The sequence below is a fragment of the Methylobacterium indicum genome (assembly GCF_017347565.1).
GTDB classification, from domain to species: domain Bacteria; phylum Pseudomonadota; class Alphaproteobacteria; order Rhizobiales; family Beijerinckiaceae; genus Methylobacterium; species Methylobacterium indicum.
On sequence record NZ_AP024145.1, the window covers coordinates 2,247,224 to 2,272,152 of the forward strand.

The following is a 24,929-nucleotide window of genomic DNA, read 5'->3' on the forward strand; positions in this document are numbered from 1 at the left end:
AGCAATCATGAACTGCCGCCGAGCTGGTCTATCTCGGCCAGGAGGTCGCGGGCGAGGCGCTCGATGCGGCGCAGGGCCTCTCGCTCCCTCTCGTCGCGGGGGCCGTCCTCGCCGCGCACGAACACCTCGCCGCCGATTCCCCCGAGGGCATTGCGGAGCGTGAAGCGGAACCGGCCGTGATGGCCGCGCTTGAGCACGAAATGCGCGGGGTCGCCCGCGCCCCGGGGCCGATGCGGCGACCGTTCGGTCACGGGCCTGCTCCCTTCCTGCCGCTGCGCCATCCCGCTCCACCCGCTCTCGTCGACCCGGCCCGCCTCGTCCTCGCCCGTGGGGCGGCTCGCGCCGCGTCAGCTCGCCCGCCGCTCGCCGAGATCGGCGAGGATCTTGTGGGCCGCCGGGCTGTGGGGATCGCGCCGCAGGGCCTCCTCGGCGGCGTCGCGGGCCGCGTCGTAGCTCTTCATCATCCGCAGGCAGCGCCCGAGCTTGATCCAGTGGGCGGCGACGTCGGACTGGACGGCGGTGAGCCGCCGCAGCAGGTCCGCGGCCTCGCCGAAGCGCCCGTCGGCGAGGCGGGCCTTGGAGAGCACCCGCAGGGCGTCGAAGCGCTGCGGATCGAGGGTGAGGAGGCGGGTCGCCAGAACCTCCTGGCGGCCGGCATCGCCGAGCGCCACCGCCTGCCGGAGCTGCCCGGCGAGGTGCGCGCCGCCCCGGCGGACGAGGCGGGTGCAGACCGCGTCCTGCGGCTCGGCCGCCAGCACGATCCCGGCGAGCCGCAGGGCCTCGTCGACCTCGCCCCCGGCCTCCAGCGCCCGGGCGCGCTTGGCCAGGCGCCGGGCGAGGGAGGCGGTGGACGCGCGGGCCTTGGCGTTGCCCGGGTCGGCGTCGAGGGCGCGGCGGAACCAGGCCAGGGCCTGCTCCTCGCGGCCGGCGAGCTCGGCGGCGCGGGCGCCGCGGGCCAGCGTGGACGAATCGGCGCCCCCGGCCCGGTCGACCTGGCGCCACAGATCGACGGCCCGGTCCCAGGCGCCGCACTTCTCGGCGGCGGAGGCCGCCTCGCGCAGGGTGCGGATCTCGTCGGGATCGATCCGCAGGGCGCGCTCGTAGGCCTCGGCCGCGCCCGCGACGTCGCCGGCCTGGAGGGCGGACCGGGCCGGCGCCAGCCAGCGGCTCTTCAGCCGGGAGAGCGCCCGCGCCGCCTCCCGGTCGCCGGGGGCGAAGGCCAGCAGCGCCCGCAGGGCCTCGGCCCCGGTCTCCCATTCCTGCTGCGCCAGGGTGTGCTCCGCCGCCGCCCTGAGCTGGCGGCAGACGTCGTCCCGGTACGGCTCGGGCACGCCGCCCGGCGCGGCGCAGACCGTGCGGGCGATGCGGGCGAGTCCGTCGCCGCGCCCGGCCGCGATGATCCACTGCATCACCGCGAGCGCGGCCTCCGGCGTCGTCGCGGCCAGGGCCTCGGCTACCGCCGGCAGGGATTCCAGGCGGCCGAGCATGCGCAGGGCCTCGGCCTTCACCGCCAGGGCCACCGGGTCGCCGGGCTCGCGGGCGAGCACCGCCTCGGCGAGCGCCAGGCTGCCCTCCGGCTGCCGGGCGCGCAGGAGGCAGCGCGCCGCCTCGACCAGGGCCCAGCCCGCGGCCGGACGGCAGGCCGCCATGTCGCGCCAGGCCGCGGCCGCCTCCTCGAACCGCTTGAGCTTGGTCAGAGCCTTGGCGGCGACCGCGATGGCGGCGGAATCGGACGGGGCCGCGGCGCGGGCCTGGCCGGCGAAATCCAGGGCCGCGGCGGGATCGCCCCGGCGCATGGCGATCTGGGCCAGCACCGCCAGCCCCGCGCCGCCCGCGGGCTCGGCCGCGATCGCGGCCCGGGCGAGGGCGGCCGCGCCGGGCAGGTCCCCGACCTGGAGCAGGGCCGCGGCCCCGGCCCGCGTCGAGCCGGCGCTCGCCTCCGGCAGCGGGGGCATGCGCGGCTGCGGCACCGGGGGCGCCGCGCGCGTCTCCGGCGCCGGGCCCGCCTCCGCGGCGCGACAGAGCGCCCACAGGAGGTCCTCGGTCAGCACCGCCTCGAATTCCGGCGTGTAGTGCGCCCGGCTCTCGCCGCCCTCGGCCATCGCGGCGGTGATGCCGAAGGCCAGGACCCTCAGGGTCGGGTCGTAGACCGGCAGCCCGTGCCGGACGCCGATCTCCTGCAGCCAGTCCGCGATCCGGGCGCGGCTCTCGATCTCGAGCCCGCGCGCGTCCGGGATGTTGCAGTGGGTCACGAACACCGTCGGCCGGGCGAGGCGCCCGGCGATCGCCAGGACGTCGCGCTCGAGATCCTGGCGCGTCGTCGCCAGGATGAAGGCCTCGGCGAGGACATGGCGGTCGAAGGGCGCGAGGGCATGGTAGGCGGGCAGGCGGGCGAGCTCGGCCGCGCGGACGTCGCGCTGCTCGGGCAAAGCCGCGGCGAGGAAGGTCCGCAGGACCTCCGGCGCGGTGCGGAACCGCTCGGCGAAGTAGTTGAGCTGGAGCACCCACTCGCCGAGCACGACCGTCTTGAGCGAGGAGATCTCGACCAGGTAGGCGCCGGGCGCGCTCGCCGCGGCCCGCAGGTCGCGGGCGGGGAACGGCAGGGCACGGCTCCCGGCGAGGTAGGGCACGAGCCCGTCCGGCAGGTCCAGGCCGTCGCGGATGTCGAGGAGCTGGAGCACCTCGCGGGCGGTGTGGACGTAGCCGTAGACGTCGCCGTTGCAGAGCCGGGCCTGGCCGTTCTGCGTCGCGAGGCGCATCGGGTTGACGACCCGGCAGCTGCCGAGGGCGGTGACACTCAACGGCTCGATCATGGTGGAGGTCCCTCGGCGTTTCTTCTCGTGAAGGTTTCTCGTGGAGGCCTCTCGCGGAGGCCTCTCGTGGAGGCTTCTCTGGCGGAGGCGTCCCGGGCCGGCAGGCGGTACGGGCCCGCTCAGACGGGAGGCCGGGCCGGGTACGGGAGCCGCGCCGCCTCGGTCCGGGCGAGGCCCGGGACCGTCACAGCCGCCACAGGACGATCCCCTCGGGCCGGGTGGCGCGGTCGAGGCTGGAGCGGACGTCGAGGACGAGGCCGGTCCCGTCGCGCAGGCAGCCCCGCACGAGGTCCCAGCCGGCCGAGAGGTAGGCCTGGTGGGCGACCGCCAGGACGACGGCGTCGGCGTCCCGCAGGCCGTCGAGGGGCTGGAGCGCGATGCCGTATTCGTGCTCGGCCGCCGCCGGATCGGCGAGGGGATCGTGGACGCGCACCTCGCAGCCGTGCCGGCGCAGGGTCTCGACGAGGTCGGCGACCTTGGAATTGCGCAGGTCCGGGACGTTCTCCTTGAAGGTGAGGCCCAGCACCGTGACGCGCGGCCGGGCGATGCCGCGGGCGGCGAGGCGCTGGATGCATTCGCGGGCGACGTGCTCGGCCATCCGGTCGTTGATGCGCCGCCCGGCGAGGATCACCTCCGGGTGGTAGTCGCAGCGCTGCGCCCGGTGGGTCAGGTAGTAGGGATCGACCCCGATGCAGTGGCCGCCGACGAGCCCCGGAGTGAAGGGCAGGAAGTTCCACTTGGTGCGGGCGGCCTCCAGCACGTCGGCGGTGTCGATCGCCAGCCGGTGGCAGATGATGGCGAGCTCGTTCATCAGCGCGATGTTGAGGTCGCGCTGCGTGTTCTCGATCACCTTGGCGGCCTCGGCGACCCGGATCGAGGGGGCGCGGTGGACGCCCGCGCTCACCACCGAGCCGTAGACCTCCGCCACGACGTCGAGGGTGCGGGCGTCCTGCCCGGCCACCACCTTGGCGACCGCCTCGAAGGTGTGGACGACGTCGCCCGGATTGATCCGCTCGGGGCTGTAGCCGACCGTGAAGTCGCGCCCGCAGACGAGGCCGGAGGCGGCCTCGAGCACCGGCACGCAATCCTCCTCGGTCGCGCCCGGATAGACCGTCGATTCGTAGACCACGATCGCACCCGGACGGAGCGCGGCGCCGACGCAGGCCGAGGCGGCGAGGAGCGCCCCGAGATCCGGCCGGCAGGCCGCGTCGATCGGCGTCGGCACCGCGACGACGAAGAAGTCGGCGCCCCGCAGGACCTCCGGCCGGGCGGTGAGGCGCAGGGGCGCCTCCCGCAGGGCGCGCCGGTCGACGGCGCCGCAGCGGTCGCGGCCCCGCCGCAATTCGGCGATCCGGCCGGCATCGATGTCGAAGCCGACCGTCGGGGCCCCGGAGGCCGCGAAGGCCACCGCCACCGGCAGGCCGACATAGCCGAGGCCGATCACCGCGATCCGGCGGCCATGGGCCGGTGCCCCCGCCCGGGCCCGGGCGGGGGCGAGGGTGGGGGCCGTCCCGTCGGACGGCCCGGCCTCGATGGCGATGTCGTGCCGACCGTGGTCAAGCATCGACGCTCTCCCGGGCGGGAGCGGCGGGAGCGGTCGCCGCCGCGCGCCGGCGGCCGACGCCGAGATAGCGGAACCCGTACCGCGTCGCCTCCTCGGGCCCGTAGACGTTGCGCAGGTCGACCATGACCCGGGCGGCCATGAGGGCGCCCATCCGCTCGAGGTCGAGGGCCCGGAAGGCGTTCCACTCGGTCACGATCACCACCGCGTGGGCGCCCTCCGCGCAGGCATAGGCGTCGGCGGCGTAGTCCACGTCGGCGAGGAGCGGACGGGCCTGCTCGATACCCTCCGGGTCGTAGGCCGTCACCGTGGCGCCGGCATCCTGGAGCCCGGTGATGATCGACAGGGACGGGGCGTCGCGCATGTCGTCGGTATTCGGCTTGAAGGTCAGGCCCAGCACCGCGATCCGCTTGCCCCGCACCGAACCGCCGCAGGCGGTGATCACCTTGCGGGCCATGGCGCGCTTCCTCTGGTCGTTGACCGCCACCACCGTCTCGACGAGCCGCACCGGGCTGCCCGCATCCTGGGCGGTCTTGACCAGCGCCAGCGTGTCCTTCGGGAAGCAGGAGCCGCCATAGCCCGGGCCGGCATGCAGGAACTTCGCCCCGATGCGGTTGTCGAGGCCGATGCCGCGGGCGACCTCCTGCACGTCGGCGCCGACCTGCTCGCAGAGATCGGCGATCTCGTTGATGAAGGTGATCTTGGTGGCGAGGAACGCATTGCCGGCATACTTGGTCAGCTCGGCGGTGCGCCGGCCGGTGACCAGGATCGGCGCCTGGTTGAGGTAGAGCGGGCGATAGATCTCCCGCATCACCGCGTCGGCCCGCGGGTCGTCGAGGCCGATGACGATGCGGTCGGGCCGCTTGAAGTCCTCGATCGCCGCGCCCTCGCGCAGGAATTCGGGGTTCGACACGACGTCGACCTCGGCCTCCGGGTTGGCCTCGCGGATGATCCGCTCGACCTCGTCGCCGGTGCCGACCGGCACCGTCGACTTGGTCACCACCACGGTGTAGCCGGCGAGGTTGCGGGCGATGTCCCGGGCGGCCCCGAAGACGTAGGTCATGTCGGCGAAGCCGTCGCCGCGCCGCGACGGGGTGCCGACCGCGATGAACACCGCGTCGGCGTCCCGCACCGCCGGGCCGATCTCGGTGGTGAAGGTGAGCCGGCCCCAGCGGACGTTGCTCGCCACCAGGGCGTCGAGGCCGGGCTCGTAGATCGGGATCCGCCCCTCGTTCAGGGCCGCGATCTTGCGCGGATCCTTGTCGACGCAGGTCACGTCGTGGCCGAAATCGGCGAAGCACGCCCCCGAGACGAGGCCGACATAGCCGGAACCGATGATCGCGATCTTCATGACGCACTCCTGATGCGGGCGGCATCCCCGCGGGTGGGGTCGGTTTCGCCGAACACGGCCAGCGTCTCGCGGATCATCCGCTCGATGCCGAAGCGCTGCTCGATGAAGACGGGGGCGCCGACGCGGGCGCGGTGGCGCAGGCTCTTGGCGCGCACGACCGAGACGAGGGCGGCCGCGAGGGTCTCGGGCGCGTCGTCCTTGACCAGCATCCCGGTGACGCCCTGGAGCAGGGCCTCGCCCGAGCCGCCGGCCTCGGTGGTGACCACCGGCACGCCGAGGGATTCGGCCTCCAGGAGGACGTTGGGCAATCCCTCGACCTCGGAGGCGAGGAGCAGGACGTCCATCGCCGCCATCCAGGGCTCGACCGGGCTCTGGCGGCCGGCGAGCGTGATGCGCCCCGAGAGGCCCCGGGCGTCGATCGCCTCCTGCAGCTCGGCCCGCAGGGCGCCGTCGCCGACGATGACGCCGTGGACCCGCGGGTCGGCGCCCGCGATCCGCGCCACGACGTCGAGCCACAGATGCGGCCGCTTGGCCGGGGCGAGGCGGAAGACCCCGCCGATCAGGAGCGCCCCCTCGGGCAGGTTCAGGCGCGCCCGCACCGCCTCGCGGGCGCCGGCCGGCGCCCGGGCGCGGATGCTCGCGACGTCGACGCCGTTGCGCAGCACCCGGATGCGGCCGGGCTCGAAGCCGAGCCAGGCCTCGTAGTCCCGGGCGCCGGCCGCCGAATTGGCGGTGAAGCGCACCTCCGGCCGCTCGGCCAGCGCCCGGTACATCGTGGCGAGATAGGCCCGGTAGCGGCGCCGGTCGCCCTCGCCGGCCACGACGTTGCGCATGGAGCAGACGATCGCCGGCACGCCCGCCAGCACCGCCGCGACGGCGCCGGTGGAGATGACCCCGTCCTGCCACAGGTGGACGCAGGACGGGCGGTGGCGGCGGAAGCTGTCGAAGAGCTTGAGGATGTCGCGGGAGAGGTTGCGCGGGAACGAGCCGATCAGCCGCAGGGTCTCGCGCAGGGCCGGCTCCTCCGCCGCCAGGGTGCGGAACACCTGCGCCTCGTTGACATGCGCGAGGTCCTCGATGGTCAGGAACTCGGTCTCGGCGAGGCTGCGCATCATCGAGCGGCCGCGGGCGGGGGTGAGATCGAGGCCGACGAGGACGGTGCGCCCGGTCCCGCCCCGGGCCCGGGACACCCCGGCCGCCGTGAGGGCGACCTGGCGCTCGGCCCCGCCGGCGCCGAGCGAGGAGGAGACCAGCATCACGGTGTCGGTCGGCGTCAGCAGCGGGCGGGGCGGCGGGCTCCCGAGCGCACGCAGAAAGAGGGCCCCGGGGAAGACCGGGAGCGCGCCGCCGGCCGGCGCGCCGACCGCGAAGGCCGCTGCGCAACGGGCCGCCGCCCGCTGCAGGTCCGCCTCGGCGTCCGGCGCCTCCAGGGAGGCGGCGAGGTGCGTCCAGGCCTCCGCGTAGGCGCCGACCTCCATGAGCGCCTCGGCCAGGACGGGGCGGGTCCTGGTGCGCAGGATCGGGTGGGCGAGGGCCCGGCGGGCGACGCCGATCGCCTCCCGGGCATCGCCCCCGGCGAGCTCGATGCGGGCGAGCGCCAGCAGGCCCTCGCCGCCGCCGGCCCCGAAGACCCGGCGCGCCCTGGCGGTGAGCTCGGCGATGCGCTCGTCGCGCTCCAGGGCGCCGAGCGCCCTGAGGGCGCCCTCCCAATGCGCGAGATCGCCGGGATCGAGGGCGAGCGCCGCCTCGAAGGCGGCGGCGGCGCCGGCCCAGTCGTTGAACCGCTTCAGGGTGCGGCCGAGGAGCGCGTGATGGGCGGCCACGTCCGGCTCGGCCTCGATCAGGCGCCGGGCGAGGGCGGCGCTGTGGTCCTTCGACTCGCCGACCGCCTGGGCCAGGCGCAGCCGGGTCTTGACGGCCTGCGGCGAGGCGGCCTCCGGCCCGCGCACCCCGTCGAGGAGGGCGAGCGCCCGGGCCGGATCGCCAAGGCGCTCGTAGGCCCCGGCGAGGCGCAGCCGGGTGCCGTCGGCGTCGAGCCACCGCGCCTCGACCGTCGCCAGGGTCGCCAGCGCCGCGTCGGGATCGTGCGGTGCCTCGATCCGCGTCGCCCGCAGGACGAGGGCGGCGGCCGTCTCGCCGAAGCGGGCGACGTGGGCGGCGTAGGCCTCGGCCTCCTCGCCGGGCGCGGCCGCGGCGAGGCGAAGCTTGAGCAGGCGCTCGGCGGCGCCGGCATCCCGGGGCGCCAGGGCGAGGTGGCGCTCGAGCAGCACCGTCGCCTGAACGCGGTCGCCCCGCGCCTCGGCGGCCTTGGCCAGGCGGCGATGGACCCCGTAGCGCCGCAGCGTCGCGGGCCCCGCCGAGGCCGCGACCTCGAGCCAGATCAGGCCGGCGCCGTGGCGGTCGCCGGCATTCTCCAGGGCCAGGGCACGTTCCGCCGCGGGGTCGGGTCGGGGAGTCGCGGCACCGGCGCGCGGAGCGGTCGAGGGGCCGGCACGGTCCTTGACGCCGGCGCGCCGGCGCCCGGGCGCGGTCGGGACCGGCGGGTGGTCGCGGGCCGGGATCATGCGGCGGCTCCCTGGGCGAGATGCGCGTCGCCCGCGGGGTCCAGGCCGCATTCGACCCGCAGCGGCGGGGCGGCGTCGATCACGCCGGCGAACCAGGTCTCCAGGCAGAGCAGGGTCCAGATCAGGGTTCCCCCCGCCTGCTTGCCGTCGAGATGGAGCGCGACCAGGCGATCGACCCAGGACATCCGGAAGAGGCCGCGGCCGCGGAAGGCGCTGCTTGCCACCGTGTCCTCCAGCAGCTCGCGCAGGCTCGTGCGCAGCCAGTGGTCGAGGCAACCGGCGGCCGGCGGCATCGCCGCGGCGCTGGCCTCCGGAATGGCCGCCTGGAGGAGCCCCGGCCGGGTCCAGCTGCCGGTCCGTTGCTCGGCCGGCACGGACAGGCACCATTCCGCGAAGTCCCGCCCGAGGAACGGCGCGTCCAGGGCCGGCCCGTCGCGCAGGCGCGCGGCCTCGAGCCCGGCGAGCAGGCGCGGCGCCCCGTGGGTGAGGTCGAGCCGGGCGGCGAGGTCGCGGGCGCTGGACTCGTCCGCCCGCTCCAGCGAGGTGCCGAGATCGTCGACGGGGGAGAACAGCAGCGAGCCGATCAGCGCCGGACCGCACAGGGCGAGGCGCTGGGCGTCGCTGGCGACGCCGACGATGTCGCCGTAGAGGTCGCGCACGAACGGCATCGTGGCGTGGAACCCCTGCCGGACCGCGGGCTGGATCCGCCCGTCCCGCCGGCGCTTCACCGCCGCCTCGAAGGCGGCGTAGCGCGGCCGGTCGAGGAACAGCTCAGGCCCTCCCGTGGCGACGAGACCATGCCCGGCCCGGTCCCAGGCCGCCGCCAGCAGGGCGTGGAGCCCGAGCAGGTCGGGGTCGGCCACGAGTTCGCCGCCGAGCGGGATCGTGCTGAGCGCATCGGCGGCGGCCGCCGCCGTCGGGGTGACCTCGCACCAGTGCGGCACCCCGCGGGGCGCCGGGCCGAGGCCCAGCACGGCGATCCCGTCCCGCCCGGCCGCCCCTGCCGCCCGGGCGACGGCGCCGGCCAGGGCCGCGGATGCGGCGTCCCCGGTGGCGAGCACCGCGACGGAGGGAGAATCCGCCACGGCCCGGGCGGCGATGTCCGCGAGGCGGGCGCGCAGCCGGACCGCCGCCTCGCCGGGCGCCGCCGGGCGCCGGCCCGGCCCCGGGGCGGGGAGCGACCAGTAGCGCTCGCAGCGGAGCGCGGCGCCGGGTCCGGCCCGGAGCCAGTGGCCGGGCGGCAGGCGCAGCACGCCCTTCAGGGGCGACCGCTCGACCGGGCAGAAGCCGAAGGCGAGGTAGTGGGCGAGTACGTCGGCATCGGGGACGCGCCGCATCCCGGGCCAGGACAGGAGCGCGGAGAGGTCGGAGGCGAAGACGACGCGGTCGCGCAGGACCGCGTAGTGCAGCGGCTCGACGCCGAAGCGGTCGCGCCCGCACAGGAGGGTCCCGTCGGCGGCGTCGTGGATCGCGAAGGCGAAGCGGCCCTCCAGCCGGGCCGCGACCTCCGTGCCCCAGCGCCGATAGGCGAGCCGGAGGAGCCCGGCCTGGTCGGTTTCGTCGGGCCTCTCGCCGCGGCCGGCGAGCTCGTCGCGCAGCGCCCGGGCGTTGTCGATCCGGCCGGCCAGGACCACCCCCAGCGCCGCGCCGCCCAGCGCGGCGGGGCCGGCCGGGATTTCTCCCAGCAGGAGCGCGCGGGCCTGGCGCAGGATGCCGGTGCCGCGTCCCCCGCGCGCCAGACCGGCCCGCACCCGCGCGGCGGCCCGCAGGTCGTCGCCGCACAGCGCACCGTCGCCCGTCAGCAGGATTCCGGCGAGGCCAGGCATCGCGTGTCGTTCCTTGGCGAGACGAGAGGGAGGGCGGGAGGAGGGGAGGCGCGCCCGGGCAGAGGCGGGCGCGCCGTCCGGCGTCAGGCCGCGGCCTGGCGGTTGAGCATGTCGCTGAGGAGGCTCACCGTGGCGGCATCGCCCGGCTCGATCTCGAGCGCCCGCAGGGCCGCGGGCACGCCCCGGTCGTAGAGCCGGATCGCCCGGCACGAGCGGGCGAGCTTCACCCAGTGGCGGGTGTCGTCGGGCTCGATCTCGGTCAGGCGCTGGAGCACCTCGATGCCGTCGCGGTGACGCTTCGCCGTCCGGTAGAGCCGCGAGAGCACCTTCAGGGCGTCGGGGCGGTTCGGCTCCAGCTCCAGCATCTTGCGGCAGATCTCCTCCTGGAGCGCCGCGTCCTCGGTCGCCACGGCCTCGCGCAGCCGGCGCGAATAGCTCGACATCACGCGCCGGAAGGTGCGCTGGCCGACCTCGCTCCCGGGCGAGACCTCGAGGACGATCGCGGCCTTGAAGGCGGCGACCTCGAGGTGCCCGGCGGCGAAATCCTCGCGCATCGCCCGCACCAGGCGGCGCAGGGCGGAGGTGAGGAGCCTCGCTCCCTGCTCGTCGCCCGCCGCGTCGAGCTCGTGGTAGATCCGCACCGCGAGGTCGTAGCGCTCGGCCCGCATCGCGGCCCGGCCGGCTCGCTTCTCGTAATCGGTCGTGTCGGGCGAGAGCCGGGCGAGCTGGGCCCAGCGCTGGCTCGCCCGCAGCCACTGCCCGGCCTTGTCGTGGGTGAGCGCCAGCTCGCGCAGGATGCGGACGTTGTCGCCCTGGATCGCCAGGGCGGCCTCGTAGGCCGCCACGGCGCCCGGCACGTCGCCCTCGGCGGCGCGGGCGCGGGCGGCGGCGATGAGCGGGCTGAACAGCCGGCGCAGGCCTTGCGCGGCGCGGGCGCTGTCGGGATCGATCAGCAGGATCGCCTTCCAGGCGGCGGCCGCCGCCGGGGTGTCCTCGCGCTCGCTCGCCACCTTGCCGCGCTGCTCGAGGGTGCGGATCAGGGCCGCGCGCATCACCGCATCGATATCGACCTCGCCGGTGTCGCGGGCGGTGGCGACGATGGCGGCGGCCTCCTCGGGGTAGCGGGCCGAGATCAGGGCGGGGATCGCCGCCATCGCGGCCTTCGGCTCGATCCCCGCGAGGTCGAGGGAGACCGCGGCCAGCTCGCGCATCCGGCGCAGCTTGAGCAGGGCGTCGGCCTTGATGACGAGGGCGCCGGCCTCCTGGGCGTCGCGGGCCAGCGCCTCGTCGGCGGCCGCGAGCGCCGCCTCGAAGTTGCGCGCCTTCATCTCGCAGCGCGCGGTCTCGATCAGCGGCAGCACCAGTTCCGGCCGAATCAGCGCGATGCGGCGCCAGATCGCGATCGCCTCGGGAAAGAACCTGCCGCGCATCATCGCCTTGGCCGAGACGAGGAGGATGCGCAGGTCGTCGGGCGAGCGCCGCACCAGGTCGGCGGCGATGCTGCAGGCCTCCTCGACCTTGCCCATCCGCAGGGCGCTCTTGACCAGCATCGCGCGGGGCTCCAGCGCCGCCGGGTCGAGCTCGACCGCCTCGCGGAACTCGGCCGTCGCCGCCGTGGTGTCGCCGCGGTGGAACGCGACGGTGCCGAGCAGGGTGTGCAGGCCCGCGTGTCGGCCGTCCTCGGCGGCGAGCCCGTGCAGGATCACCTCGGCCTCGTCGAGATCGCCGTCGGCGATGCGCTTCTTCGCCTCGTTGAGACCGGCCACGATCTGGGCCGGCGCCATCTGGGCCGGCACGGCGGACCCGGACGGAAACTGCCCGGCCGGGGCCTGGACCGGCGTGGAGGACAGGATGTCGAGCGTCACGCGGCCGGCGGCCGCCGCGCGGCCGAGGAGCGGGGCCAGTACCTCGTCGACCAGGATGCCGCCGAGGACCGGCTTGAACGACGCCTCGTAGTGGTTGAGGTCGCGGCCCGCCTCGGCGAGAGCCCGCGCCTGGCCATGCGCCGTCACGTGAGGGGTCGGGTCGAAATTCGGATAGCCGGCCTCGGCGCAGATCTCCTGCACCCAGCCGCACAGGCGGGCGCGGCTCTCGATCGGGTGCCCCTGCGCATCCGGCACGTTGATGTGGTTGACGAACACCACCGGGGTCGGCTTCAGCCGCGCGACGATCTCGGCCATCTCGGCCTCGAGCTCGTCGCGGGTGGTGGTGCGCACGTAACCCTCGAGGAGAATGCGCCGCTCGAGGTCGTCGACCTGCGCGAAGCCGGGCAGCGCCGAGAGCCGCTGCAGGCGGAGGTCGGGGTCGCGCTCGCCCTTCAGCCGGAAGAAGGCGTCGATCAGCCCGGGCCGATCGCGAAAGTTCTTCTCCAGGTGATTGATCTGGAGCAGCCACTGGTCGAACACGATCTCCTTGGCCGAGGAGATCTCGACCACGAAGACGTCGGTGCGCGGGCGCGGGCTGCGCATGAGCACGCCGTCCTGCGACAGGAAACGGCCGAGCTCGGCCGGGATCTCGCGCCCGTCGAGGTAGTCGATCTGCTGCAACGCCTCGCGGGCGGTATGGATGAACCCGTAGATGTTGGTGGTGTTGCGCCGCAGATGGCGGATCTGCACGGCTGCTCCCAACGGCTCGGCCACGCGGCAGGTGCCGATCGTGGTGTAGACGATATCTTTCTGGGACAAAGCCGCACTCCTCAGATCCAGATCAAATCTAAATCAGTCGATGCCGATTTACGGATCCTTTACTGTCATCGAACGTATTTTTGAGGTCCGGTGCGATCAAACTGCCCATTATCAGTAGGCGGGGGCAGGCGGGGCGGCGGACGGGGCCGAAAGGCGTAGCCGCGAGGCTGCCGAAAGGGGGAGGCCCCGTCGGCTGGGGGAGAGTCCGTGCCCGCACGGACGGGCGGAGCTGGAGGACCGCTCCGCTAGGCTGGCGGATGCGAGCGCTCGCCAGACCTGAAAGGAACCCCGCGCGATGCCGGCCCCGATCTCCCGCCGCCCGATCCCGTCGCTCCCGCTGGCCGCTGCTGCGCTGCTCGGGCTCGCCGCGCCCTTCGCCGCCTTCCTCGCGTCCGACGCGCGGGCGGCCCAGTCGCCGGTCCCGCCCGACCGCTTCCTCGCGGCCGCCCGGGAGGCGGCCGACCGCGCCCCGCCGGCCTGCGCGGCCACGGCGCGGACGGGCGCCGACGGGCGCGTGACGGAGAGCCCCCTGCCGGCCATGATCCAGGGCGCCGCCGCCGGCACCACCGGTGGGCTCGGCCGGCGCCTCTACACGGTGACGCGCCTCGACGACGCCAAGGCCTCGCGCAGCCGGCCGAGCCCGGAGGGCACACTGCGCTGGGCCGTCGAGGCGGCGCGCCAAGGCGGGGGCTGGATCGCCTTCGCGCCGGGCCTGACCGGAACCCTGCACCTCGAGGCCGGCCTGCACCTGCCCTCCGACACCACCCTCGACGGGGGCTGCGGCGGGATCACCCTCACGGCGGCGCCGCGCACGACGCAGCTGACGCTGACCGATGCACGCAACGTCATCGTCAGCGGCCTGACCTTCACCAAGGACGCCTACGACGACAAGGCCGACAAGACCGGCGACGCCATCGCGCTCACCGACCAGTTCGACCAGGTCGCGATCCTGCACAACGCCTTCCACCGCTGCGGCGACGGCTGCGTCGACATCGTGCGCAAGGAGCGCTTCGCCTCCGGCGCCCGGGCGACCGTCGCGTTCAACCACTTCGCACAGCACAACAAGGTCATGCTGATCGGCACGCTGACCTGCTACAAGGACGCGGCGGCGGAGGGCTGCGCCGACCCGCTCGCGCATCTCGGCGACGTCATGGAGCCCCGGGTCCTCGTCACGGTCGCCGGCAACGTCTTTGCGGGCACGAGCCAGCGCCACCCCAAGGTGGTCTCGAACGCCGCCGTCCACCTGACCAACAACCTGTTCGCGCTGAGCCCGACCGCCTATTCCAACGGGGCCGACAGCGCCGTCTACGGCTCGGCCACCGGCACCGGCGGCGTGCTGGTCGCGGAGGGCAACATCTTCGTCAACCCGGACCGGGCCGGCCGGATCGGCGCCGGGCCGATCTCGGTGGTCCGCGCCTCGACCGGCGGCGGGCACGAGGCCGACGGGGTCGTGGCCGCGGGCGACAACGTCACGGTCGGCAACATCCGGGTGGTCGAGAACCGGCCCGAGATCGCCCGCGCGGTCCCGATCCAGGCCGGGGCGGTGCTGCGGGTCTCCGACAAGGGCCCCGAGGCCCTCGCCACCTGCCTCCTGCGGATCGCCGGGCCGCAGGGAGCGACGGCGGCATGGCCGCAGGCATGCCGGTGAGGGACGCCGCCGCGGGGTCTATCGCCCCGCCTCGTCGCCCAGGCCGGCGGCGATGTCGTGGAGGGCACGAAGGATCGCGTCCGGCGGGTAGGGCTTGGCGACGAACAGGCCGTTCCGGGGCAGGTCCTTCTCAGCCACCATGATGCGTCCCGACGTGACGATGATGGAGAGGGGAGGGCGGCGACCCTGCATGCCGTGGGCCAGCGTCAATCCGTCCATCGTGCCGGGCATCTCGATATCCGTGAACAGGACGCGGATCTCGGGATGGCGTTCGAGTTGCAGAAGCGCCTCGTCGGCATCGCGAGCCTCGTGGGTCGTGAAACCGGCTTCCTCGCACAGGTCGACCGCTTCCGCGCGGCCGAGGGCATCGTCCTCGACGATCAGGACGGCGAAATGCGAATGCCGGGAAGACTGCCCCATCACGGATCGCCGGCCTTCACGCGGCCCACCGGACGGGCATCCGGCTTCCCGACCAGCCTGAACGCGATTCCACCCGGGGCGAAGTCGATGCGGCCCTCCCCGTTGAAGTAGGATGCCACGATCCGCTCGATGAGTTTCGAGCCGAAGCCGCGTCGTTGCGGTGCCGCGACGGCGGGGCCGCCGCGCTCGATCCAGTCGAACACGAAGGTGCCATGCTCGTTCGTCCAGCCGACGTCGACCGTGCCGCTGCCGTTCGAGAGGGCGCCGTACTTCGCCGCGTTGGTCGCGAGTTCGTGGATGGCCAGGGACAGGCCGAGCGCCTGCTGCGAGGTCAGCAGCATGTCCGGGCCGCATAAGCGGATGCGCCGGTCGGCCGTCTGGTGGGGGGCGATCGTGGCGGCGACGACCTCGCAGATCGTCGCTTCCTCGTAATCCGACAGGATCAGGATGTCCTGCGCCCGGGCCAGGGCCGTCAGGCGCTGCGAGATCGCGAGCCGTCCTTCCTCCATCGAGGTCGATTGCCGCAGCGTCTGCGTCGCGACGGCCTGGACCATGGAGAGCAGGTTCTTCATCCGATGCGCCATCTCGTGGGCGAGATCCCGGCGGCGGGCCTCCGCGGCGCGGGCCTCGACGAGGAGACGGTCCCGCACGGCGAGGGACCGCCGCAGCTCCATCTGCGTCATCGCCTGGCGGGCGAGGAAGCGCAGCATGTCGATCTGCAGCGCAGTGAGCTGGCGCGGCTTGGTATCGAGCACGCACATCGTCCCGACGGGCTGACCGTCGGGGGTCTTCAGCACCGCGCCGGCGTAGAATTGCAGGCCCGCCGTGCCATGGACGAGCGGGTTCCCGTCGAAGCGGGGATCGCGGCGGGCATCCGGGACGACGAGAACGTCCTCTTCGAGGATCGCGTGGCCGCAGAACGACGTGTCGAGCGGCGTTTCGCGCACCCCGAGCCCGACCTCGGCCAGGAAGAACTGCCGGCGGGTGTCGACGAGATTCACGACCGCCATCGGGGCCTCGCAGACCCGCGAGGCCATATGGGCGATGTCGTCGAAATCCTGCTCGCGCGGGGCGTCGAGCAGCCTGTAGGCATGAAGGGCCGCTGACCGCTCGGCTTCTCCGTCGCACAGAGGATCGATGGGAACCGACAAGGGCGTGGAGCGTCCGTTCGAGCAGGTGCGGCTGCGCCGCATCTCTATAGGTCAGCTCCCCGCGACACGCAAAGCATCGCAGATCAACACGTCATTTTATTTCTAACTTGATTTTATCGAGGGCATCTATGTTGCGCACGATAAACAAGAGACCGTCGATCATGCTGCGACCACCATTGAACGACGGCGGTTCGGCAGCGTGGCGACTTCGACGGATCGGCCATCCCGTTTCCCTTCCCTCTCGGCACTCGGTGTAACGGGCGGCATCCGACGATCGTGCGGCGTGCGAGCCGGGTGTCGGTGCGCAGGTCGGGATCACGCCGTGAACGTCCGCACCGTCCGGGCCAGCATCGCTTCGACCGAGAACGTCTCCCGCGCCCACAGGCGGGCGGCCGTGCCCATCGCGGCGCGGCGGGCGGGGTCGGCGCGCAGGGAGGCGATCGCGCCGGCGACCGCCTCCGGGTCGAGGTCGGGGCCTCCGGGCAGCAGGAGGCCGGTCGTGGCGGGCCGGATCGTCTCGGCGGCGCCGCCGGCATCGGTGGTGATCACCGGCAGGCCCGCGCCCTGCGCCTCGACGAGGACGTTGGGCAGGCCCTCGACGAGGGAGAGGAGCAGGAAGGCCTCCATCTGCCTGAGCCAGAACCCGACCCGGTGCGAGCGGCCGACGAACAGGACCCGCTGGGCGATGCCGAGCTGGCGCGCCCGGGCCTGGCAGGCCTCCCGCAGCGGGCCGTCGCCGACGATCACGAAACGCGCCCGGGGCGCGCGGCGCAGGAGCCGCGCGGCGACCTCCAGCCACAGGAGCGGGCGCTTGTTCTCATCGAGGCGCATGACCGTGCCGAGGGTGAAGTCGCTCTCGCCCGTCGCCGCCCGGAAGCGCGCGGCCAGGGCCTCGTCGTCCGGGGCGCCGTCCTCCGGCAGGGGATCGACGCCGTTGTAGATCACCCGGATGCGCCGCGCCGGCACGCCGAGCCAGTCCGCGTAGCGCCTCGCCGCGGCGTGGGAATTGGCGGTCAGCCGCACCCCGGGGGCGGCGAGCAGAGCCCGGTAGAGAACCTCGTATTCGGGCTTGAATCGCTCCGGCCGGTCGACCGGCGGCAGGCTGCGCACGTTGAGGACGATGCGCGGCACCCCCGCCAGCACGGCGGCGAGGCCGGCCGCATAGACGCTGCCGTCCTGCCAGATCTGGACCACGTCGGGCCGGGCCGCCCGCAGCAGCCCGGACAGCCGCGTCGCCCCCTCGACCATCGGCTCGGGCAGGAAGCGCAGGGCTCCGTCGAGGCCGGCCAGTGCCGGCACCCCGGCGAGGCCGGCCTCGGGGGGAGCGACGGCGAATTCGTGGATCGGCACCCCGGCGGCGCGCAGGTCGGGGGCGAAGAAGTCGCCGCCGGGCCGCGCCGAGAGGGAGCGGCACACGACCTCGACCGGCCCGGCCACCGCGACGCCGCCGATCCGCGCCCCGCGCGCGAAGGCCCCCTGCAGCTCCCGGGCGGTGAGGGCGAATTGCCGCTCGGCGCCCCCCGCGCCGAGGGAGCCGGTGACCATCATCACCCGGCCGGCGCGGCGGGTCCGCCGCGGGGCGCGGCGCTCGGGCCCGATGCGTCCGAAGAGCTCGGTGAGGACCGCGTCGGCGGCGCGGCCCGACCGGGCGCGGGGGGCGAGGCGCGCGAGCCGCGCCCGCTCGGCCTCCGCCTCGCCGGCGAGGCGCGCCAGGCGCGGGCCGGCGCCCAGCCGGGCGATCCCGTCCTGCAGCACCGCGCAGGCGCGCCAGACCTCGCCGCGCCGGAGCAGCGATTGGGCGAAGTGCAGGCAGACATCCTCGCGCGGGTGGAGCGCGAGAAGGCGCACGAAGGCCGCATCCGCCTCGGCATGGGCCCGCAGCTCGTCCTGGCCCCAGGCGTAGAGAAGGAGCGCGGCCGCCTCGTCGGGCGGGGCGGGGAAGCGGTCCCGCAGGGCGCGCAGGGCCGCCTCGCGGCCGGTCCGGCGCATCGTCCAGCGCAGGGACAGGCGGAACGGCTCGACGGCGTCGGGAAAGCGCTCGTGCAGGCCGTCCCAGACCGCGGCCGCCCCGGCGCCGGCGGCTCCGTGCAGGGCCAGCGGGCCCGCCGCCTGGGCCTCGGTTTCGACCATCCGGGCGGCCAGGACCTGGAGGCGCTCGCTGCCCGGATGGTCGGCGACGAGCCGCAGCATCATCTTGAGGGCCATCTCGGCCTCGCCGCTGCCGCGGGCGAGCGCCGCGACCCCGGCGGCGCGGGCGAGCAGGGCGGCCTCGGCCGGCGCTCCGCCCCGGCCCGCCCGCAGGCCGAGCCGGACCGCCGCGCTCACCGGATCGGAGCGGAGCGGCGCTGGAACCGCGCCCGGCCGGGCGGGGAGGCCGGCGGGTGGGGCGGATCGGCTCAGGTCGGCTCTCGCGTCGAGCATCCCGGTCTCCAGGGGTCAGGGTCGGGAGGGGGGAGAGGGAGGGGGAGGGGTTCGAGAGCGGGCGACGCCGCCCGGATCAGACCCCGTGATAGTCGCGGTACCAGCCGACGAAGCGGCCGACGCCCTCGCGGACCGGCGTCGAGGGCTGGTAGCCGGTGAGACTGCGCAGGAGGCGCGTGTCGGCGAAGGTGCGGGGCACGTCGCCGGGCTGCATGTCGAGGTAGTTGTGCCGGCCCTTGCGGCCGACCGCGTCCTCGATCGCCTCGACGAAGCGCATCAGCGGCACGGGATCGGAATTGCCGATATTGACCGTCCGGTAGGGCGCGACCGGGGACAGCGTGTCGCCCTCGTGGCGCCCGGCCTCGCCGAGGACCGGGGGCGTGTCGACGAGACGGACGATCCCCTCGACGAGGTCGTCGATATAGGTGAAGTCGCGCTCCATCCGGCCATGGTTGTAGATGTCGATCGGCCGCCCCTTGAGCAGGGCGTCGACGAACTTGAACAGGGCCATGTCGGGCCGGCCGAACGGGCCGTAGACGGTGAAGAACCGGAAGGCGGTGGTCGGGATCCCGAACAGGTGGGCGTAGGAATGCGCCATCAGCTCGGTCGCCTTCTTGGTGGCGGCGTAGAGCGTCATCGGCTCGTCGGCGCGGTCGGTCTCGGAGAACGGGACCTTGTCGGCCGCGCCGTAGACCGAGCTGGTCGAGGCCAGCAGCAGGTGCCGGGGCGGCATCCGGCGCGCCAGCTCCAGGATGTTGAAGGTCCCGACGAGGTTCGACTCGACGTAGCTGCGCGGGTTCTCGAGGCTGTAGCGGACGCCCGCCTGCGCGGCGAGGTGGATCACCACGTCGGGCGCGGTCTCCTCCCAGATCCGGCCCAGGACCTCGACGTCCTCGAGCATCGTCTCGTGGGCGGTGAAGCCGGGGGACTGGAGCAGGCTGGCGTGGCGGCGGCGCTTGTAGCTCACGTCGTAGTACGGCGTCATGCCGTCGACGCCGACGACCTCGTGCCCGGCGAGCAGGCGCTTGGCGACGTGGAAGCCGATGAAGCCGGCGGTGCCGGTGACGAGGATGCGCACCTGCGAGATCCTTTCTGGAGGCCCGGGCACCGGGCTCGAGGCGTCGCAGGAGAGCGGAAGGGATGCGGCCTCGAGGTCTCGGTCCCGCCTCCCGGCCGTCTCCTGCCCCGCCATATCGCCACGCTGGCCGCGCCGGGGCGACCTCGCCTTTCGGGGCCCGGCGAGCCCGAAAGGCGTAACGGCATCGGCCATTCGCGACGCCGCCCCGGCCGAGAGGCGTGTTCCCGTCGACCGGCCGGGCGGGGCAGGCTGCGCCGTGGGAGCGGTCGAGGGGCCGGCCGGACCCGCGCGGGGGATGCCGCCGCGGCGCCCGGACCCCGGCGACCATCAGGACAGGAGCCGCCATGTCGGAGACGCCACCGGCCGCCGCGACGCCGATCGACTACCGGGTCGAGATCGAGAACGGCGCGCTGCGCCTGCGGCTCGAGATCGCCACGAAGAGCATCCCGGTCCCGATCTCGGGCGAGCAGGCGGCCCTCCTGGGACGCGCTCTGCTGGCCGCGAGCGTCCGGCTCGCCGTCGCCCCGGACGGCGAGGGGACCGTGGAGCCCTGCGACCTGCCCGTCGCCGCCTGGCGCACCGGGCTGGTGCGGGACCACCGCCTCGTCGTCCTGATGCTCGACCTGCCGGGCGGCGGCAGCGCCCGGTTCCAGCTTCACCCGGCGATGGCGACGGGATGCGGACAGGCCCTGCACGACAGCGGCATCGTCTTCGACGCCGACCTGCCCTGAGGCGCGCACCGGCTACCTCGTTTGGTCATATTGCCCGCGCAACGCCTCGCTTCCACCATCCGGCTCAATCATCCGACAGTCTTCGCCTCGTCGCCGAAGACGAAACGATCGGATCCCAAGCATCAGACAATCGACACGGCTCCGGGAAGGCCCCGCGCCTTCGGACGGCGCGCCGATGGGGCGCGCCCACGGAATCCTGCCGCCAGAACCAAAAGGGATGCCCGATGCCGCTCCGCGCCCCTCTCCGAGCCACGGCCCTCGCGGCTTCGTGCCTCGCGGCCCTGTGCGCGGGCACCGTCCCCGATGCGGCCGGCGCCGCCGAACCCTATGCCCTCGGGCCGGCCGACAAGGTGCGGGTCACGGTCTCGCAATGGTCGGCGGCGCCGCCCGCCCCGGGGGGAAGCCAGTCGTGGGCCTCGCCCGGGGGCGACTTCCAGACAAGGCTCGACGGCACCTTCGCGATCGACACGGACGGCCGCGTCTCGCTGCCGATGGTCGGCGACGTGCCGGCGGAAGGGCGCAGCACCGCGGAGCTGGGCGCGGCGATCGCCGCCCTGTTCCAGGGCAAGTTCGGCACGCTCACGGCGCCGAGCGCCTCGGTCGAGATCATCGAGTACCGGCCGTTCTACATCGTCGGGGTGGTCGACCGGCCGGGCAGCTATCCGTTCCGCCCCGGGATGACGGTCTTGCATGCGCTGAGCATCGCCGGCGGGCTCTACCGGCGGCCCGACATGGAGCTCGGCCGCTACCAGCGCGACCTGATGAGCGCCACCGGCGACACCGCCGTCCAGGCGGTCAACCGCGACATCCTGCTCGCGCGGATCGCCCGGCTCGAGGCCGAGCTCGCCGGCCGGGACGCGGTCGCGCTCCCCGACGAGCTCGCGGCCCGCAAGGGCGACCCGGGGGTCGTGCGGGCGATGGCCGACGAGACCAAGTTTTTGAAGCAGCGCCAGGCGGCGCTCGCCGCGGCGGTCGCCAACCAGCAGCAGATCAAGGTCCTGGCGGAGAACCAGAACAAGGCGATCGAGGGGCAGTCCGCCGCGATCGACCGGCAGATCGCCGTGGCGAAGAAGGAACTCGAGGACCAGACCGACCTCGTCTCCCGCGGCCTGTCGCGCCGGCCGGTCCTGTTCCCGATCGAATCGCGCCTCGCGGAGGCGGAGGGCAAGAAGCGCCAGCTCCACTCCGACATGCTCAAGAACGCGCAGGACGTCACCCGCGCCGAGCAGACCGCCGTCGAGCTGAAGACCACGCGGCGCACCGAGATCCTCGACCAGATCAAGGAGGCGCAGGGCAACCTCGAGCAGGTGCGCCAGAAGATCGCCAGCAACGGCCGGGTCGTCGAGCACGCGACCGGGGAGGTGGCGCGGCGCACCGGCGAGGCGCAGCCCGCCTACGCCATCCTGCGCCGCGAGGGCGACCGGATGCGCGAGCGCGCGGTGGCCGAGACCGCCCCGGTCGCGCCCGGCGACATCGTCCGGGTGGTGATGGCCGGGCGGGGCCAGCTCCCGCCGCCCCCGGCCGAGGCCGTCCCCTCCGCCGCCCGTCCCTGGAGCCCGCAGGGGGCGGCGCAGGGGGCCGTCCAAGGCCCCTTCTCCTCCACCCAGCTCACCGAAGCGCGGCCGTGAGCCGCCGGACGGACGAGGAGCGACGACCCCCACCATGCCCGCCCGTTCCCTGCCTGCCGATTCCCGGCCCACCCCGCCCGCCTCCGGCATGCGCGACGCCCTGAGGCTCCAGGCCGAAGTCGTCGGCGCCCTGATCCTGCGCGACACCCATATCCGCTTCGGACGCACGCGGCTCGGCTACCTGTGGGTCCTGATCGAGCCCATCGCCCACGCGGTCGGCCTCTCGCTCGTGCACTACGCCCTGGGCCGGCGCTCGCCCCTGGGCGGCAGCATGGCCCTGTTCTTCATGACCGGGCTGCTGCCGTTCTTCCTCTGGAGCAAGGTCTCCTCCCGCCTCGTCTCGGCCTTCACCTCCGACCGGCCGCTCCTCAACGTGCCGGTGGTGACGCATCTCGACATCCTGATCGCCCGCGCGCTCCTCGAAGGCGCGACCTGGCTCGTGGTCTCGAGCATCCTGATCGCGCTGCTCGTCGCCATCGGCTTCGGCCCCTGGCCGGACGACCTCGGCTCGCTCTGCGGCGCCATCGGCGCGCTGTTCCTGCTCGCCGTCGGGGTCGGGATGATCAACGCGACGATGAGTGCGCTGCTGCAATCCTGGCACAACGTCTTCGGCATCGTCACCCGGCCGCTCTACCTGTCCTCCGGCATCTTCTACCTCGTCGACCAGGTGCCGGCGACGGCGCAGCGCTTCCTGGTCTGGAATCCGCTGGTCCACGGCATCGAGTGGGTGCGGATGTCCTTCTACCCGTCCTACGGCGCCGTCACCCTGGACAAGGCCTACCTCGTCCAGTGCGCCGTCGTCGCGTTCGTGCTCGGCCTCGCCCTGGAGCGGCTGGGCCGCAGGAAGGCGGAGGCGATATGATCCTGTTCGACGACGTCTCGAAGAGCTACCGCACGGCGCTCGGCCTCAAGCGCATCCTGCACGGGTTCGACGGGGGCCTGCCCACCGACATGAACCTCGGCATCCTCGGCCGGAACGGTTCGGGCAAGACCGCCCTGATGCGGATGCTGGCGGGCTCGGAGCTGCCCGATCGCGGGCGGATCTACCGCGACGCCCGGGTGTCGTTCCCGGTCGGCCATTCCATCGGCGTCAGCACCATGATGACCGGGCGCGAGAACGTCGCCTTCATCGCCCGGGCCTACGGCGAGGAGGTCGGCCGGGTGGTCGATTTCGTCGACGACTTCGCCGAGCTCGGCGTCTACCTCGACGAGCCGATGCGCAACTATTCCAACGGGATGCGGGCGCGGCTGTACTTCAGCCTCTGCATGGCGATCGATTTCGACGTCTACCTGGTGGACGAGGTCACGGCGGCCGGGGACGTCGAGTTCAAGCGCAAGTGCAACCAGCTCTTCGCCGAGCGCCGGCGCGCGGCGCGGATCATCATGACCTCGAACAACGTCAAGATGATCCGCCAGTATTGCGACCGGGGGGCGATCCTCGACGGCGGCCGGATCCTGATGTTCGACCGGATCGAGGACGCGATCGCCGTCTACCAGAATCAGATCTACCGCACCGAGATCGAGGGATCCGGGCTGCGGATGGCGGAGGTGTCATGAGCGACCCGTCACGACAGGCTGGCCCGCGGATCTCGCCGCTGCTCAGCGTCCTCAAGCAGCGCCGGCCGGTCCCGGCCGGGATCGCGCCCCTCGATCCCGAGGACGAGGAGGAGCCGGCCGAGCGCCGGCCGCGGCTCCGCGAGGTCAAGGGCGGCGAGGCGAGGGGGGGCGAGTCCGGCGCCGAGGCACCGGGCCTGCTGCGGGTCGCCGAGGCGCCGGCCGTCCTGCCGATGCCGGCCCCGATCCCGCCCCTGTCGGGCGAGGCCGCCGCCCGGCTCGAGGAGCGGCGGCGGGCGCGGCGGCGGGGACGGCGCGGCGTGGTCGCCTCGTTCCTGGTGATGGTGGCCCTGCCGGTACTGGCCGCGGCGATCTACTACCTGTTCCTCGCGAGCGACCAGTACGTCTCCGAGGTCAAGTTCGCGGTGCGCGCCGTCGAGCGCAACACCGGCCACGACGCCATCAACGTGGTCAACGGCCCGCCGAACGCGGTGGCGGGCAACACCGACTCGTTCATCCTCGCCGACTACGTGACCACCCGGCAGTTCGTCGACGAGATCGACCGCCAGCTCGACCTGCGCCGGATCTTCTCGGATCCCGCCGCCGACTTCTGGTCCCGGTTCGACCCGAAGGCCCCGGTCGAGGCGCTGGTCAACCATTGGCGCTCGGTGGTGGTGTCGCGCTACGACCTCTCGACCGGCATCCTGACCGTCAAGGTGCGGGCCTACACCGCGCAGGACAGCGTCCGCCTCGCCGAGGCGGTGCTCGAAGGCTCGGAACGCCTCGCCAACGAGATGACCGAGCGCGGCCGGCGCGACTTCGTGCGCTTTGCCGAGGCGGAGCTCGTCCGGGCCGAAGCCCGGCTCGGGAATGCCCGGAAGGCGCTGGGCGACTTCCGCCGGCAGGAGGGGACCTTCGACCCGGTCAGGCTCGCCACCAGCAACGCCGACCTCCTGGCGAAGCTGCGCTCCGACCTATCCTCGATGCAGGCCGAGGCGACCGCGCTCGCGAGCGCCCTGCAGCCGAACGCCCCGGTGCTCCAGGCCCTCACGAGCCGCATCAAGGCGACCGAGCGGCAGCTGCGCCTGGTCGAGGCCGAGGGCCGGCGCGAGGGCGGCGGCGAGGGCACCGACATGGGCAGCCTCGTCTCCCGCTACGCCGCGCTCGAGGCCGAGCAGGGCTTCGCCGAGAAGAGCTACGGCGTCGCGGTCGAGGCCCTGCGCAGCGCCCGCAGCCTCGCCGACCGGCAGCAGGTCTACCTCGCCACCTTCGCCCGCCCGGCCCTGGCCGAGAGCGCGCAGTATCCGAGCCGCCCGGCCGCCATCGCGCTGGTCGCCGGCTTCGCCCTGCTGGCCTGGCTCACCGCCCTGCTCATCGTCCTCGGCATCCGCGACCACCTGCGGTGACGGGGCCCCGGCCCGCCCCGGCGGGCCGGATCCGGCGAACGACCCGGCCCGCGGGGAGCGGGCCGGACGGGATGGAACCAGACGGCGCGAACC

17 protein-coding genes are annotated in these 24,929 nt (G+C 74.1%); 6 read left to right on the top strand and 11 right to left on the bottom strand.

The features are described from left to right. Positions 1 to 5: 5 nt before the first annotated feature. The 7 genes from miv_RS10545 to miv_RS10575 all read right to left on the bottom strand — a co-directional run bounded on the left by miv_RS10545 (position 6) and on the right by miv_RS10575 (position 12,799). Positions 6 to 251 (bottom strand): hypothetical protein, encoded by a 246-nt coding sequence (locus tag miv_RS10545; protein WP_048429497.1) that lies wholly within the window; start codon positions 249 to 251, stop codon positions 6 to 8. Between the two features lie 96 nt (positions 252 to 347). Beyond that, positions 348 to 2,813, bottom strand: coding sequence for a tetratricopeptide repeat protein (locus miv_RS10550; RefSeq protein ID WP_207182647.1), 2,466 nt, complete (start codon positions 2,811 to 2,813; stop codon positions 348 to 350). Between the two features lie 184 nt (positions 2,814 to 2,997). After that, complete coding sequence (locus miv_RS10555; RefSeq protein WP_207182650.1) at positions 2,998 to 4,377, bottom strand: nucleotide sugar dehydrogenase; 1,380 nt, start codon at positions 4,375 to 4,377, stop codon at positions 2,998 to 3,000. Then, positions 4,370 to 5,725: a UDP-glucose dehydrogenase family protein gene (locus tag miv_RS10560; protein ID WP_207182651.1), complete on the bottom strand. Its 1,356-nt coding sequence runs from the start codon at positions 5,723 to 5,725 to the stop codon at positions 4,370 to 4,372. The genes miv_RS10555 and miv_RS10560 overlap by 8 nt, the downstream gene beginning before the upstream one ends. Further along, positions 5,722 to 8,289 (bottom strand): glycosyltransferase, encoded by a 2,568-nt coding sequence (locus miv_RS10565; RefSeq protein ID WP_207182652.1) that lies wholly within the window; start codon positions 8,287 to 8,289, stop codon positions 5,722 to 5,724. Before miv_RS10565 ends, miv_RS10560 begins: the two co-directional genes overlap by 4 nt. Then, on the bottom strand, positions 8,286 to 10,115 hold the full coding sequence (locus tag miv_RS10570) for an asparagine synthase-related protein (RefSeq protein WP_207182653.1): 1,830 nt from the start codon (positions 10,113 to 10,115) through the stop codon (positions 8,286 to 8,288). The genes miv_RS10565 and miv_RS10570 overlap by 4 nt, the downstream gene beginning before the upstream one ends. A gap of 83 nt (positions 10,116 to 10,198) precedes the next feature. Further along, entirely contained in the window at positions 10,199 to 12,799 is a 2,601-nt protein-coding gene (locus tag miv_RS10575; protein ID WP_207182655.1) for a tetratricopeptide repeat protein, read from the bottom strand. A 295-nt stretch (positions 12,800 to 13,094) separates the two neighbouring features. Here miv_RS10575 and miv_RS10580 point away from each other — a divergent pair, with 295 nt between their 5' ends. Next, the gene (locus miv_RS10580; RefSeq protein ID WP_207182657.1) at positions 13,095 to 14,447 is read left to right on the top strand and encodes a hypothetical protein; all 1,353 of its coding nucleotides are present in this window, start codon (positions 13,095 to 13,097) and stop codon (positions 14,445 to 14,447) included. Positions 14,448 to 14,465: 18 nt separating this feature from the next. Here the strand turns inward: miv_RS10580 and miv_RS10585 are convergent, their stop codons facing one another. The 4 genes from miv_RS10585 to miv_RS10600 form a co-directional block, all read right to left on the bottom strand. After that, entirely contained in the window at positions 14,466 to 14,867 is a 402-nt protein-coding gene (locus miv_RS10585) for a response regulator (RefSeq protein WP_048429491.1), read from the bottom strand. After that, positions 14,867 to 16,018: an HWE histidine kinase domain-containing protein gene (locus miv_RS10590; protein ID WP_244748941.1), complete on the bottom strand. Its 1,152-nt coding sequence runs from the start codon at positions 16,016 to 16,018 to the stop codon at positions 14,867 to 14,869. Before miv_RS10590 ends, miv_RS10585 begins: the two co-directional genes overlap by 1 nt. A gap of 315 nt (positions 16,019 to 16,333) precedes the next feature. Continuing rightward, positions 16,334 to 18,439, bottom strand: coding sequence for a glycosyltransferase (locus miv_RS10595; RefSeq protein ID WP_207182660.1), 2,106 nt, complete (start codon positions 18,437 to 18,439; stop codon positions 16,334 to 16,336). A gap of 76 nt (positions 18,440 to 18,515) precedes the next feature. Beyond that, on the bottom strand, positions 18,516 to 19,517 hold the full coding sequence (locus miv_RS10600; RefSeq protein WP_207182662.1) for an NAD-dependent epimerase: 1,002 nt from the start codon (positions 19,515 to 19,517) through the stop codon (positions 18,516 to 18,518). A 344-nt stretch (positions 19,518 to 19,861) separates the two neighbouring features. Between miv_RS10600 and miv_RS10605 the strand changes: the two genes are divergently transcribed. The 5 genes from miv_RS10605 (at position 19,862) to miv_RS10625 (ending at position 24,836) form a co-directional block, all read left to right on the top strand. Further along, positions 19,862 to 20,248 (top strand): hypothetical protein, encoded by a 387-nt coding sequence (locus miv_RS10605; protein ID WP_048429910.1) that lies wholly within the window; start codon positions 19,862 to 19,864, stop codon positions 20,246 to 20,248. A 224-nt stretch (positions 20,249 to 20,472) separates the two neighbouring features. Next, positions 20,473 to 21,876: a polysaccharide biosynthesis/export family protein gene (locus tag miv_RS10610; protein ID WP_207182664.1), complete on the top strand. Its 1,404-nt coding sequence runs from the start codon at positions 20,473 to 20,475 to the stop codon at positions 21,874 to 21,876. 34 nt (positions 21,877 to 21,910) lie between these two features. Next, on the top strand, positions 21,911 to 22,738 hold the full coding sequence (locus miv_RS10615; RefSeq protein ID WP_207182666.1) for an ABC transporter permease: 828 nt from the start codon (positions 21,911 to 21,913) through the stop codon (positions 22,736 to 22,738). Beyond that, the gene (locus miv_RS10620; protein WP_058620316.1) at positions 22,735 to 23,433 is read left to right on the top strand and encodes an ABC transporter ATP-binding protein; all 699 of its coding nucleotides are present in this window, start codon (positions 22,735 to 22,737) and stop codon (positions 23,431 to 23,433) included. Before miv_RS10615 ends, miv_RS10620 begins: the two co-directional genes overlap by 4 nt. Then, positions 23,430 to 24,836 carry a KpsE/RkpR family capsule polysaccharide export protein gene (locus miv_RS10625; protein ID WP_207182668.1) on the top strand — a complete coding sequence of 469 codons (1,407 nt, stop codon included), beginning with the start codon at positions 23,430 to 23,432 and terminating at the stop codon, positions 24,834 to 24,836. Before miv_RS10620 ends, miv_RS10625 begins: the two co-directional genes overlap by 4 nt. The last annotated feature ends 93 nt before the right edge of the window (positions 24,837 to 24,929 follow it).